Source organism: Desulfurispora sp. (assembly GCF_052744395.1).
The window spans coordinates 21,213-34,308 of record NZ_JBRAJI010000011.1 but is presented as its reverse complement, the minus strand read 5'-3'; the positions used below and the strand labels follow the sequence as shown (position 1 = coordinate 34,308).

The following is a 13,096-nucleotide window of genomic DNA, read 5'->3' as shown; positions in this document are numbered from 1 at the left end:
TGTGGACACAAAATATAATGTGAAAAATAATACAAAAAACCTCTTGACAAGTGTAGTGACACAATTCTAGACTCAAAGCAACACAGCAGGAAAGGCGGGAGGGGGCAGACGGCAAGGGCATAAAGCATTCGGTCAAATTGCGCAAGTGATAGTAAAAACTATCACATACCTAAAGCCAATGCCAGCGCTTAAAGCGCATGCTAATTAGAAAAGGTAAACTGGTGGGTGGCCAATCGGTTAACTGGTCAGTCGTTATATCCAGCCGGTGCGCAAGGCGGCACGGCGTTCCACTGGCGAAGTGACGAGCGGAGGGAGGTGAGAGAGGTCTACAGCGGTGCACATTACTGGGGAGAAAGCAACCCGTAGTAAAAAATGCGAGCAATTTTGGAGGTAGTAATTTTGTGAAGAGGAGGTAGTGTAACCATGCGTGCTGTATATAACACGCTGATGACGGCGGCGCGGGCGCAGGCCCGCTGGGAAATTGAAACCAGCCAGGTCATTTTGCGCGACCGGCGCAAGCTGCTCATTCTGCTGATCATGACCCTGCCCATCATTGTGCCGGCCATAGCCTTTGCTGCCGGTGCCCTGCCCGGATTTATCGGCAGCAAGTCGGCCTTCGGGCCGTCCCATTACACCCCCACCATATTTTACGGTTCCATTCTGGTGGGAATATGCGCCGGTTTGATCACCGGGTGTATTGGCGCCGGGGGCGGCTTTGTAATCACTCCCGCCCTGATGAGCCTGGGAGTTAAAGGTATCCTGGCCGTGGGTACCGATATGTTCCACATTTTTGCCAAGGCGATTATGGGTACCACAATTCACAAAAAGCTGGGCAATGTCAACCTGGCTCTGGCGGTAGCCTTTCTGGTGGGTTCCGGTCTGGGTGTGACCGGCGGAGGGGTGCTCAACCGGGCCCTGTTCAACTACAACCCCGTGCTGAGCGACTTTGTAATCAGTTCGGTTTACGTGGTCATGCTGGGATTCCTGGGCTTTTACGCCCTGTATGATTTCATGAGCTCGCGCAAGGCCCGGCAGCAGGGAACAGCGGGCGGACATGATGATGTGCACGGGGGCGGCTCCGGTGACCTGACAGCCCTGGCTCGCAAGCTGCAGTCAGTCAACCTGCCTCCCATGATCAAGTTCGATGAAGACATTGTGCCCGGCGGGCGCAGAATTTCGGCCGCGTTTGTGGCCCTGTGCGGTGCGGTGGTCGGCTTTGTGGCCTCCATCCTGGGTGTGGGCGGCGGCTTCCTCACCTTCCCCATGTTTGTGTACGGCCTGGGCGTATCCACCTTTACCACGGTGGGCACCGATATTTTGCAAATTATTTTCACGGCCGGTTATGGTGCCATAGCCCAGTATGCGGTTTACGGTTATGTTTTCTACACTCTGGCCATGGGTATGCTGTTGGGTTCGCTACTGGGCATTCAGCTGGGCGCTCTGACCACCAAATGTGTACCGGGCATCTATATCCGCGCTTTTTACGCCCTGGCTATCCTGGCCGGTTTTGTGAACAGACTGTTTGCTCTGCCGGAAAAAATGTCGCAGATGGGCTATATCAAGTTAGATGCCGCTACCGGCAAGCTGATTGCCAGTATCGGCGCCTGGGTCTTCTTCGTCCTGGTGGCTATTTTCGCCCTCTGGATCATTACCGCCTTTATCCGTAATATCCCCCGCTTGCGGGCGGAAAGCGCCATGGCGGCGGCTGGAAAGGAGTGATCAGGTATGATCCGCAACTCCCGTTCTTTTGTCATCGGTCTGCTGCTCCTGGTTTCCTTCATCGGGATTTACTTCTATATCATGTCGCCCTCCTTCGGCAATGGCCGCAACGGGCTGGAGTACGCCGATGACATGTTCAACTCGCTGTCCAAGGGTTCGGCTTACTTCATCCCGGAGGAAATCAGAAAGGCCCACAAACAGGACGGCAATGAGATCGCCGTCACCCTGAAGGCCAGGGATGGCAAAGAGGCAGAAAAATGGGCCCAGCTTTATACCAAGGCTGGAGCCCGCACAGAGATAAAGGATGTAAGTGTGAAAGTGCAGGGTGATCTGGGCAAAATCATGGTCCATGTGCTGGAAGACTGTGACGCTATGTACTACAACAGAGGAGGGCAGTTGCAGAGCAAATACGGTCTGGAGGCGCGGGAAGCCCTTTATGGATGGTATCAGTCCTTCAAGGCCATGGACAGCAGCTTCAAGAAACAGCAGCTTTTCAAAGAATCCAGCGCCATTAACAGCGTCATGAAAAAAGGGCTGGAGCCGGCCTACAACTACTACGGTATTGAAATCAAACATGTGCGCGACAACAAGGCTTCGGTCAGCATTATGCTCATTTTCTACCTGCTGTACACGGTTTGGTACGGTGCGGCCATCTACTACCTGTGTGAAGGCTTCGGTCTGACCACCAGCAAGCCGGTGAAAAAAGCCGAAGTGTAACCGGCCGCCGCCGGTGCAGAGAACAGCCGGCAGGCAGTCCAACCCAAACATGTTATATCGATGGTTTTTTCAAAAATCCATTATCGGGCGACCGGAAACCGGCGCCCTTTTTGTTTGGGACGGTGCTCGCGGTTCCGGTGCTGGTGGCGCAGGGACAAGATCTGGTCCCGGGTGGGCCGGGTTGCGCCGGCCTGAATCTGCGGCCCGGAAGGGCTTTTGCCGGAATATCAGGCAAACCGGTAGCTTCCTCCAAAATGCCACAGGTAGCGCGGGCCGTCCATTTCCCAGCACCAGGCGGGGGCTCTGCCGCTTTGCTGCACGCTGCCCAGAGCCACCGGCTGCAGGCTGGCAATCAGGGACTGGCAGCTTTGGGTTTCCACCAGTTCACCCGGCCGAACAATGCAGTAGGCACCCTGATAGTCGGGACGGCTGAAAATGTACAGGTAGCAGTCGCCGCTGCTCAGGCGGGTGACGGGCGGGCAGTGGAAAAAGTTGCTAATGGCCGTATTGGGAGTAATATCATAGCTGAAAGCGCTGTGCCAGATGGTGGCGGTGCGGGTAAATTCCTTTTTCACCAGATATTTTTGCAGGCAGCGCCAGAGACCTGGCCGGGCCGGGGCAGCCGCTGCATTGGCCGGCAGGGTTCCGGTAAAGGCGGACATGTTTCTCCCCCTCCTTGGGCCTGTTGGAAAGGCAATTATTTGAATTTTATTGTACATTGTCACCACAGTTTTGGCAAGAGAGCGGGTTGCTTGGGAATGTGATTGATGTAACTTGTCATTGGGGTGGGTAAACCAGATTTTTAGACCGTTTGGTTTGCAATGTGGTTTAACCATGGTGCAAATAGGTCGGGGACAACACAAAATATGTGAAATATATCACTCCAAAAAGTTGTGCCGGGCGGAAATTTAAGCTAATTTTTATTGGGCGGCCCCCGCAAAGGATGTCCAAAAGAATGTTCCGACGAGCACCTGGCCGGCGATAAAATACTTGCCCGGGGCCCCCTTTCGGGCATAAAATGCTGCTAGTACAGGGTGCGGCCTGGGGACCGCGGCCTGCCAACGGCCGCGAACCCAAAGCCGCGCCGCGGACAGGGACAGGAGAGTAGCCTTGATGAAAAAGAGATTGTGGCAGCTGCGGGACCACGATCCGGCCCTGCAGTATGTTTTATCCAGAAGACTGGGCCTTTCCGCCGTGACGGCCGGGCTGCTGGTGGGACGGGGGATCTGCACATCGGCCGAAGCCCGGCACTTTCTGGCCGGTGATCTGAACGATCTGTACCCGCCACTCCTGCTGCGGGATATGGACCGGGCGGTGGAGCGGCTGGTGTGGGCGGTGCGGCGGGGTGAATCCGTGCTGGTGTACGGTGATTACGATGTGGACGGAGTAACCGCTACGGCGCTGCTGGTGGATGCCCTGCGCTCCCTGCAGCTGCCCGTGCGGTATTACATACCCGACCGCATTACCCAGGGGTATGGACTGCACCGCGCGGCCCTGGAGCAGCAAATTGACCGGGCCACTCTGCTGGTGACAGTGGACTGCGGCATTAGCGCCCGGGAGGAAGTGGCCTGGCTGCAGGAGGCCGGCGTGGACGTGATCATCACCGACCATCACGAACCGCCGCCCGAACTGCCGGCGGCGCTGGCCGTGATCAACCCACGCCGCCCCGGCTGCCAGTATCCAGATAAAGAGCTGGCCGGGGTGGGGGTGGCCTTCAAGCTGGTGCAGGCCCTGTATGCCGCGCTGGGCCGGCCGCCCCGCGAGGCCTGGCGCTATCTGGATCTGGTTTGCCTGGGTACCGTAGCCGATGTGGTGCCGCTGCGGGGGGAGAACCGCCTGCTGGTGCGTTACGGCCTGCCCGAACTGGAGGCTGCCGGCCGGCCCGGCATCGCCGCCCTGTGCCGGGCGGCCGGTGTGAACGGGCGGGCCCTGGGTACCCGGGAGGTGAGCTTTGCATTGGCGCCGCGCCTGAATGCCGCCGGCCGGATGGGCGACGCCGGGCCGGCCGTGGAACTGCTGCTGACCCGGGAGGAGACCCGGGCCGGGGAGCTGGCCGGGCAACTGCAGCGGGCCAACCAGCAGCGGCAGCAGGTGGAAAATCTGGTGCTGGCCGAGGCCATGGGCATGGTGGACGGTGACCCGGTGCTGGCCGGGCAGGGCGTGCTGGTGCTGGCGGGGGAAGAGTGGCACCCCGGTGTGATCGGCATTGTCGCCGCCCGGCTGGTGGAAAAATACAGCCGTCCGGTGCTGCTGATCAGCCTGCAGGGGGAGCACGGCAAGGGGTCGGGGCGCAGTGTGCCCGGCTTTCACCTCTACGAGGCGCTGGCCGCCTGCGCCAGCTATCTGGAGAACTACGGCGGGCACGAGCAGGCGGCCGGCTTTACCATCGCCCGGCAGAACATCGCCGCCTTCGCCCGGGCGATCAACGACCATGCGGCCGGTTTGCCGGAGAGCGGTGCGGCCCGGCCGGTGCTGGAGCTGGATGCGCTGGTATCCCTGCCCGACTTGAGCGAGGAGCTGGTGCGCGAGCTGGCGCTGCTTTCACCATACGGATATGATAACCCCTCCCCCGTACTGGCCTGCCGGGAGGTGGCCCTGGTGCACTGCCGGGCGGTGGGCAAAAACGGTGACCACCTGAAAATGACGGTGCGCGAACAGGGCGTGGAGCTGGACTGCATCGCCTTCAACCTGGCGGCGGCCCGGGAGGAAATCGCGGCGGCCCGGGCGGTGGATCTGGCTTTTGCGCCGGCTATCAACGAGTGGCAAGGGCGGCGGGCCCTGCAGCTAAAGGTGAAGGATATTCGGCCGGCGGCCCGCTGGGAGGAGCGGGAGCGCGGCCGGCAGGGGCGGCAGGCGCTGCGCGGGCTGGCGGAAACCGCTTTCTGGCCCGAGGCGGCCGTGTACATCTGGCAGCACGGTCGGGCCGGGGCACCGTCCTTCCTGCCGTCCGAGGTGGCGGCCAAATATTGCCCGCCCGCGGCGCCCGGCAAAAGGCATCACCCCCTTGCGCTGCATAAAATAATCAAACCGTGCCCGAACCGTTACCGCGAAGCAGCTCTGCTGGACGCCCTGCGCCGGGTGGAGAGCGCTCTGGTGCTGGTGCACATTCCAGCCGATACAGTGGAAGTGGCCGCTCTGCTGCGCCGGGAGTTTTTAGCGGTCACCTGCTGCCATCCCGGCCTGCCCGCCGGGGTGCGCCAGCAGCAGTGGCAGGCCTGGCGGAGCGGGGAGTACCGGGTGCTGGTGACCACCTACGGCATGCTGGAACCGGATCTATCCAGCGAACTGGTGGTGCTGTACCAGCTGCCCTGGTTACCCCGCCAGTACCTGCTGGCTTTGGCCGCGGGGGAAAGTGTGCTCTGCCTGGGCCAACAGGAAGAACTGGCGGAAAACGAGCGATTTCTAGCCGCCCTGGCGCCGGAGCGGGCGGTGCTGGGCGATCTGTACCGTTTTCTGGTGCAGCGGCGGGCCGGGCAGGTGGATTTGGCGGAACTGCTGGGCCTGCCCGCGCTGTCCGCCGCCGGGTACGATGCCGCTACTCTGACCCTGGCCACGGCCCTGACCGTGCTGGCCCAGCTGGAACTGGTGGATTTTCAGCGGCAGGGGGAACAGCTGGCCTTCTTTTGTCCCGGGGAGCGGGCGAAAAAAGACCTTGAACGGGCGAAAATGTACCGTCTGGGGCGGCGCTGGCAAGAGGATACCGCCCGCTGGTGCCGAAGTTTAATCTTTTAATGTGCTTTAAGTTCGAGAATAATGTCGCAAGGGGGTGGAGAAAGATGACACTGGAAGATGTGGTGCAAAGGCTGATTCTGTATAATCCGGCCGCCGATGTGGCCCTGCTGCGTAAAGCGTACAGCTACGCCGAACAGGCCCACCGGGGGCAGCGCCGCATTTCCGGTGAGGAATATATCACCCATCCCCTGGCGGTCACCCACATCCTGGCCGACCTGGAACTGGACCTGGCCACGCTGCTGGCTGGCCTGCTGCACGATGTGGTGGAAGACACCGGCTTTACGCTGGAGGACATCGAGCGGGAATTTGGCGGCGAAGTGGCCCGGCTGGTGGACGGCGTGACCAAGATCAGCAAGCTGGAGTTCAAGAGCAAGGAGGAGCGCCAGGCGGAAAACCTGCGCAAGATGCTTTTGGCCATGGCCCGGGATATTCGGGTGATTTTGATCAAGCTGGCCGACCGCCTGCACAACATGCGCACGCTGCGCTACCAGCCCGAGCCCAAGCAAAAGGAGATCGCCCGGGAAACCCTGGAGATATACGCGCCATTGGCGCACCGGCTGGGCATTTACCACCTGAAGTGGGAGCTGGAGGACCTGGCCTTTCGTTTTCTGGAGCCGGCCAGCTACTACGAACTGGCCGAACGCATTGCCAAAACCCGGGCCAAGCGCGAGGAATATATTGCCGGGGTGATCAAGATCCTGCGTTCCCGCCTGGCGGCGGTGGGGCTGGAGGCCGACATTTCCGGCCGGCCCAAGCACCTGTACAGCATCCACCTCAAAATGCAGGAACAGAACAAGGACCTGAACGAAATTTACGACGCCATGGCCGTGCGCATCATTCTGCCCTCGGTGAAGGATTGTTACGGCGCCCTGGGCATTGTGCACACCCTGTGGAAGCCCATCCCGGGACGCTTTAAGGATTACATTGCCATGCCCAAGTCCAATATGTACCAGTCCCTGCACACCACGGTGATTGGTCCGCAGGGGGAGCCGCTGGAAATCCAGATCCGCACCCGGGAGATGCACCGCACCGCCGAGTATGGCATAGCCGCCCACTGGCGTTACAAGGAAGGTGGGCTGGGCGACAGCGATTTTGACAAGAAGCTGGCCTGGCTGCGCCAGCTGCTGGAATGGCAGCACGACCTGCGGGATGCCCGCGAGTTTATGGAAACCCTCAAGATCGACCTGTTTGCCGATGCGGTGTTTGTTTTTTCGCCCAAGGGCGACGTTTTTGAGCTGCCGGCCGGCTCGGTGCCCGTGGATTTTGCCTACCGGGTGCACACCCAGGTGGGCCACCGCTGTGTGGGGGCCAAGGTGAACGGCAAGATTGTGCCACTGGATTACCGCCTGCAGAACGGAGACATCGTGGAAATCCTCACCTCCAAACACGCCAGCGGTCCCAGCCGGGACTGGTTGACCCTGGTGAAGACTTCCCAGGCCAAAAACCGCATCCGCCAGTGGTTTCGCAAGGAACAGCGCGAGGAAAACATGGCCCGGGGCCGGGAACTGGTGGAAAAAGAGGCCAGAAAACAAGGCCTGGAGATGGAGCAGATCAAAAGCGAAAAGCTGGCCGAAAAGCTGCTGGAGCAGGGGCGCAAGCACGGCCTGCAGGTGCTGGATGATGTTTACGCGGCCATCGGCGATGGTCTGCTGACTCCCACCAGTGTGATTTTGCGCCTCAAGGAAGAGCTGAAGGCCGAGAAGAAAAGCAGCGGGGAGGAAATGGTCCGGGAGGCCGTCCGCCCGCTGAAAGCGCGCCAGGACTGGGGGCGGCCCACCCAGGGCATCCGGGTGCGCGGTGTGGATAATCTGCTCATCCGCCTGGCCCACTGCTGCAATCCGGTGCCCGGCGACCCCATTGTGGGCTACATCACCCGGGGGCGGGGGGTATCCATCCACCGGGCCGACTGCCGCAATATGGCTGCTTTCCTAAACGGGGAGAGGCAGCGGCTGGTGGAAGTGAGCTGGGATAAGGATTTTCAGGCCCCCTTTCAGGTTAAACTGGAAGTAACCGGCCTGGACCGGGCTGGCTTTTTAAACGATGTGCTGGCCGTGCTCATGGAGATGAAGATCAGCGCCAGCGGGGTGACCGCCCGGGGCCGCCGCAATGGGGCCTGGGTGGAGCTGGTGCTGGAGCTCAAGAGCAAGGAACAGCTGGACTTTCTATATACCCGCCTGCTCAAGGTGAAGGATGTATACGATGTACGGCGTACCAGTTGATGGCCGCGGCTTATAGGCGGCGGGTCAGGAAAGTGTAGCAGTTTGGGTAGGAAAGCGAGGTAGGTATTGAAGATGGGAGCTATTTTTCACCAACTTTCGGTCGGCCCGATGGATAACAACTGTTATATTATCGGCTGTCCGGAAACCAAAGAAGCGGCGGTGGTGGATCCGGGGGCGGAAGGCTCCCGCATTTTGCAAACCCTGGAGAAACTGGGCCTGAAGTGCACGCAGATTATCTGCACCCACGGTCATGTGGATCACATCGGGGCGCTGGGTGCGGTGCAGCGGGCCACCGGGGCCAGCGTGCTCATCCACAGCGCCGATGCCGACATGCTCACCAGCCCGGCCCGCAACCTGTCCATGTTCATGGGGGCCAGCGTGCAGTACCGGGCCGCCGACCGGCAGCTGGCCGATGGCGACCTGATTCAGGTGGGCCGGCAGGTGCAGCTCAAGGTGCTGCACACTCCCGGGCACACTCCGGGCGGTATTTGCCTGGAGGTGGTGGGGGAGGGCATCCTGATCACCGGCGATACCCTGTTTGCCGGTTCGGTGGGGCGTTCCGACTTTCCGGGCGGCAACCACGAGCAGATGATTGACTCCATCCGGCGGCAGATTCTGGTCTATCCGCCCGAAACCAGGGTGTACCCCGGGCACGGCCCTTCCTCCACAGTGGGTGAGGAGGCTCGTTACAATCCCTTTCTTAACGGGACATGGTAGGCCATGGGTTTCGCCCGTTTGGCGGCTGGGGAAATGGCTGCTGGAAAAACTGTTTTACCGGCCTTAGCGGCCTGCTGGCACAGGCCGCAGCAATATTTTAACAGGGGGTGGAGCCGGTGCAGGTGCTTTATCAGGATTATCTGGTACCGCTGGGGCGCATGCTCTTTGTGGAGAAAGAGGGCGGCATAAAAAGGGAGCAGCTGGTGGTGGAGGCTACCGGGCCCTGTGAGGTTCTGGAAAAAGAGGATTGCTTTATGATCCGCAATGCCGACTGCTGCAAAAATATCCTGGTCACAGTAAAGGTGCGCGAGGAAGGTGGCGGCAGTTGATCACCCGGGAACTGATCGACCGCATCAATGAACTGGCCCGCAAACAGCGCAGTGCGGGGCTGACCGCGGCGGAAAAGCAGGAACAGGACCGGCTGCGCCGCCAGTACCTGGACGGCATCCGCGCCCAGGTGGTCGGCCAGCTGGAGGCCATGGGCTTTAAGCCGCGGCAGGCGGATGGTCGGCCCGCCCCGGCCCGGGGCGGTGGGCCGGGGACGACCGGTCACCCGGCCCACCCGGACTGTGGCTGTTCTTGCTGTCATGCTGCGGAAAAGGATAGACCCCGGCTGCGGCTGGTTCACAGTTCCAGCACCAGGGTGCGCAAAGCCCGCCGGTCCAACTGACCGTCTTTTTGCAGCGGCACGGTGGCGATGGGCTCCAGCTATTGCTAATGTTAAGAATTGATAACACTATAAAAAACCCGGCCCTGTTACAGGCTGGGTTTCGGTTCTGTTTCAGCTCTGCTTGCCGCCGGGCAGCTTGACTTCGCTCCTCACGTGCAGTTCTCGGAGTTGGCCCGGGGTGGCCGGGCCAGGGGCGCCGGTCATCAGACAGGTAGCGCTCTGGGTCTTGGGGAAGGGGATAACGTCGCGGATGGTCTTCTTGCCGGCCAGCAGCATGACCAGCCGGTCGAAACCAAAGGCGATGCCGCCGTGGGGCGGGGTGCCGTACTCAAAGGCGTCCAGCAAAAAGCCGAATTTCTCCCGCGCTTCCTCCGGGGTGAGGCCGATGGCGGCAAACATCCTTTCTTGAATATCGCGGCGGTGGATGCGGATGCTGCCGCCGCCCACCTCGATGCCGTTGAGCACCAGGTCGTAGGCGCGGGCCCGCACCCGGCCCGGCTCGCTCTCCAGCAGGGGCAGGTCCTCCTCCCGGGGGGAGGTAAAGGGGTGGTGCATGGCCACATAGCGTTTTTCTTCTTCGTCGTACTCCAGCAGCGGGAAGTCCACCACCCAGAGAAACCGGAAGGTATCAGGCGGGATCAGGTTCAGGCGTGCGGCCAGGTGGGTGCGCAGCGCGCCCAGGGCGGCGTGGACCACGGGCGGAGCATCGGCTACAAAAAGCAGTAGATCGCCCGGCTCGGCTCCCATCCGCCGGGTGATGGCCGCCAGTTCATCCTCGCTGAAGAATTTGGCAATGGGTGATTTGATCCCTTCCGGGGTGATGAACAGATAGGCCAGTCCTTTAGCCTTGTAAATGGCGGCGAAAGCGGTCAGGTCGTCAATTTCCTTGCGGCTGAACGAGGCGCAGCCCCGGGCATTGATGCCCTTGACCAGGCCGCCGGCTTCCACGGCGGCCCGGAACACTTTGAAATCGCAGCCCCGGGCGATGTCAGAGATGTCCACCAGTTCCAGCCCGAAGCGCAGGTCGGGTTTGTCCGAGCCGAAGCGCTCCATGGCCTCGCGGTAAGTCAGGCGGGGGAAGGGGGTGACCACCTCCAGGCCGGTGGTTTCCCGGCAGAGATGGGCGATCATCTGCTCGGTCAGTTCAATCACATCATCCACATCGACAAAGGACATTTCCATGTCGATCTGGGTGAATTCGGGCTGGCGGTCGGCGCGCAGGTCCTCGTCGCGGAAACAGCGCACAATCTGGAAATAGCGGTCGTAACCCGCCACCATCAGGATTTGCTTGAACAGCTGGGGCGACTGGGGCAGGGCGTAGAAACGCCCCGGGTTGACCCGGCTGGGTACCAGATAGTCCCGCGCCCCCTCCGGGGTGCTCCTGGTCAGCATGGGCGTTTCGATTTCCAGAAAGCCGTGTTCGTCCAGAAAGTCGCGCACCGCTTTGGCCGCGCGGTGGCGCAGGAGGAGGGCCTTTTGCATTTCCGGCCGGCGCAGGTCCAGGTAACGGTAGCGCAGGCGCAGGTTCTCATCCACGTCGATGTCGTCTTCGATATAAAAGGGCGGCGTTTTGGCCGGGTTCAGGATGCGCACCTCGCTGGCCTGTACGTCCACTTCGCCGGTGGGCAGCTGGGGATTGACCGTGCCCTCGGGGCGGGGCACCACCCGGCCCCGCACGGCCAGCACATATTCATTGCGGATGGTTTCCGCTTTATTGAAAGCGGCGTCGGCCATGTCCGGGCTGAACACTACCTGGACGATACCGCTGATGTCGCGCAGATCCACAAAGATCAAGCCGCCGTGGTCGCGGCGGCGGGCCACCCAGCCCATGAGCACTACTTCCTGACCGGCGTGGGACAGCCTTAGCTCCCCGCAGCGATGGGTGCGGGAAAGTCCCTGCATGCTTTCCGGCATGGTTTATCGCATCCTCCCTTGCAGAAAATCTACCAGTTGCTCCAATGGTACGGTGTGCTGCTCCCCGGTGGACATTTCCTTTACCGCCACCCGGCCCTGTTCCAGTTCCTGGCTGCCGGCGATGACCGTAAAAGCTGCTTCCAAGCGCCCGGCCTGTTTCATCTGGGCTTTCAGGCTGCGGCCCAGGTAGTCGCGTTCGGCGGCCAGGCCGGCGGAGCGCAGTTCGGTCAGGAGGCGCACCGCCCGGTCGGCGGCCGCCGCATCGGCCACGGCCACATAGACGTCCATTTGCCGGGCGCGGGGCCAGGGCAGGCCCTGGCTTTCCCGGGCCAGAATGATCCGCTCCAGGCCCAGGGCGAAGCCGATGCCCGGTGTGGGCGGCCCGCCGCAGACTTCCACCAGTCCGTTGTAGCGGCCGCCGCCCCCGATGGCGCTCTGGGCGCCTATACCGCCCACCAGGATCTCAAAGGCGGTGTGGGTGTAGTAGTCCAGGCCGCGTACCAGCCGGGGATTGACCTGGTAGGATACGCCCAGCAGATCCAGCTGGTGCCGCACGGCGGCGAAGTGGGCGGCGCATTCCGGGCAGAGGCAGTCCAGGGCGGAAGGGGCCCCCTGGCCCAGGGACTGGCATTTTTCATTTTTGCAGTCCAGCAGGCGCAGCGGGTTGCGGTGGTAGCGGCTTTGACAGTCCGGGCAAAGTTCCTCCCGGTGCGGGGCGAAAAATTCCTGCAGGCGCTGGCGCAGCACCGGCCGGCACTGCGGGCAGCCCACGCTGTTCACCTGCAGGCAAAGGCCACTTAAACCCAGGCGGGTGTAGTAGTCCATGGCCAGGGCCATGATCTCGGCGTCCAGGCCCGGATCGTGGGAGCCAAAGGCTTCGATGCCCACCTGGTGGAACTGGCGGTAACGGCCGGCCTGGGGCCGGTCGTAGCGGAACATGGGGCCCAGGTAATACATTTTCACCGGCTGGGGTCCGGCGTACAGATTGTTTTCCAGATAGGCCCGCACCGCCCCGGCCGTTCCCTCCGGGCGCAGGGTGATGCTGCGGCCGCCCCGGTCGTTAAAGGTGTACATTTCCTTTTCCACCACGTCGGTGGTATCGCCCATGCCCCGCACAAACAGCTCGGTGTGCTCGAAGATGGGCAGGCGGATTTCGCCGTAGCCGTACTGGTGGCACACTTGACGGAATGTGTCTTCCAGGTAATACCATTTGTGTATGTCGGCGGGCAGTATGTCGCTGGTACCGCGCGGTCGGTTGGTGAGCATTTCTTTCCCTCCAGGCAATGTGGTGTATAAAAAGCCAAAACCCCCTCTCCGGCCCGTGCAATGACAATAACACGGCCAGGGACGGGGCTTTCTTCCCGCGGTGCCACCCTGATTGGATTACCCGGGGAGGGTAATCCCGCTT

Annotated in this window: 10 protein-coding genes; 7 read left to right on the top strand and 3 right to left on the bottom strand. The window is 61.4% G+C overall.

Annotated features, from left to right (window positions below; all coding sequences use genetic code 11):
- Positions 1 to 423: 423 nt before the first annotated feature.
- Entirely contained in the window at positions 424 to 1,719 is a 1,296-nt protein-coding gene (locus tag ACUVTU_RS04650) for a TSUP family transporter (protein ID WP_445888791.1), read from the top strand.
- A gap of 6 nt (positions 1,720 to 1,725) precedes the next feature.
- The gene (locus ACUVTU_RS04645; protein ID WP_445888790.1) at positions 1,726 to 2,436 is read left to right on the top strand and encodes a hypothetical protein; all 711 of its coding nucleotides are present in this window, start codon (positions 1,726 to 1,728) and stop codon (positions 2,434 to 2,436) included.
- A 227-nt stretch (positions 2,437 to 2,663) separates the two neighbouring features.
- On the opposite strand, the gene ACUVTU_RS04640 is transcribed toward ACUVTU_RS04645, so the two are convergent.
- Positions 2,664 to 3,098, bottom strand: a complete 435-nt coding sequence (locus tag ACUVTU_RS04640; RefSeq protein ID WP_445888789.1) for a hypothetical protein — start codon at positions 3,096 to 3,098, stop codon at positions 2,664 to 2,666.
- A 451-nt stretch (positions 3,099 to 3,549) separates the two neighbouring features.
- Here ACUVTU_RS04640 and recJ point away from each other — a divergent pair, with 451 nt between their 5' ends.
- From recJ to ACUVTU_RS04615, 5 genes are all read left to right on the top strand, one after another.
- The gene (gene recJ / locus ACUVTU_RS04635; protein ID WP_445888788.1) at positions 3,550 to 6,168 is read left to right on the top strand and encodes a single-stranded-DNA-specific exonuclease RecJ; all 2,619 of its coding nucleotides are present in this window, start codon (positions 3,550 to 3,552) and stop codon (positions 6,166 to 6,168) included.
- 44 nt (positions 6,169 to 6,212) lie between these two features.
- Positions 6,213 to 8,387: a RelA/SpoT family protein gene (locus ACUVTU_RS04630; protein WP_445888787.1), complete on the top strand. Its 2,175-nt coding sequence runs from the start codon at positions 6,213 to 6,215 to the stop codon at positions 8,385 to 8,387.
- Between the two features lie 72 nt (positions 8,388 to 8,459).
- The gene (locus ACUVTU_RS04625; RefSeq protein WP_445888824.1) at positions 8,460 to 9,104 is read left to right on the top strand and encodes an MBL fold metallo-hydrolase; all 645 of its coding nucleotides are present in this window, start codon (positions 8,460 to 8,462) and stop codon (positions 9,102 to 9,104) included.
- 116 nt (positions 9,105 to 9,220) lie between these two features.
- On the top strand, positions 9,221 to 9,433 hold the full coding sequence (locus ACUVTU_RS04620) for a hypothetical protein (RefSeq protein WP_445888786.1): 213 nt from the start codon (positions 9,221 to 9,223) through the stop codon (positions 9,431 to 9,433).
- Positions 9,430 to 9,774 carry a DUF896 domain-containing protein gene (locus ACUVTU_RS04615; protein WP_445888785.1) on the top strand — a complete coding sequence of 115 codons (345 nt, stop codon included), beginning with the start codon at positions 9,430 to 9,432 and terminating at the stop codon, positions 9,772 to 9,774. The genes ACUVTU_RS04620 and ACUVTU_RS04615 overlap by 4 nt, the downstream gene beginning before the upstream one ends.
- Positions 9,775 to 9,885: 111 nt before the next feature.
- Here the strand turns inward: ACUVTU_RS04615 and aspS are convergent, their stop codons facing one another.
- Positions 9,886 to 11,688, bottom strand: a complete 1,803-nt coding sequence (aspS, locus tag ACUVTU_RS04610; RefSeq protein ID WP_445888784.1) for an aspartate--tRNA ligase — start codon at positions 11,686 to 11,688, stop codon at positions 9,886 to 9,888.
- 3 nt (positions 11,689 to 11,691) lie between these two features.
- Entirely contained in the window at positions 11,692 to 12,954 is a 1,263-nt protein-coding gene (gene hisS / locus ACUVTU_RS04605; protein WP_445888783.1) for a histidine--tRNA ligase, read from the bottom strand.
- Between the last annotated feature and the right edge of the window lie 142 nt (positions 12,955 to 13,096).

What these genes read in the sequence shown, in the direction of transcription:
- ACUVTU_RS04650 (WP_445888791.1), top strand. Translation starts at nt 424, where the DNA reads ATGCGTGCTGTATATAACACGCTGATGACGGCGGCGCGGGCGCAGGCC.
- ACUVTU_RS04645 (WP_445888790.1), top strand. Translation starts at nt 1,726, where the DNA reads ATGATCCGCAACTCCCGTTCTTTTGTCATCGGTCTGCTGCTCCTGGTT.
- ACUVTU_RS04640 (WP_445888789.1), bottom strand. Translation starts at nt 3,098, where the DNA reads ATGTCCGCCTTTACCGGAACCCTGCCGGCCAATGCAGCGGCTGCCCCG.
- recJ (WP_445888788.1), top strand. Translation starts at nt 3,550, where the DNA reads ATGAAAAAGAGATTGTGGCAGCTGCGGGACCACGATCCGGCCCTGCAG.
- ACUVTU_RS04630 (WP_445888787.1), top strand. Translation starts at nt 6,213, where the DNA reads ATGACACTGGAAGATGTGGTGCAAAGGCTGATTCTGTATAATCCGGCC.
- ACUVTU_RS04625 (WP_445888824.1), top strand. Translation starts at nt 8,460, where the DNA reads ATGGGAGCTATTTTTCACCAACTTTCGGTCGGCCCGATGGATAACAAC.
- aspS (WP_445888784.1), bottom strand. Translation starts at nt 11,688, where the DNA reads ATGCCGGAAAGCATGCAGGGACTTTCCCGCACCCATCGCTGCGGGGAG.
- hisS (WP_445888783.1), bottom strand. Translation starts at nt 12,954, where the DNA reads ATGCTCACCAACCGACCGCGCGGTACCAGCGACATACTGCCCGCCGAC.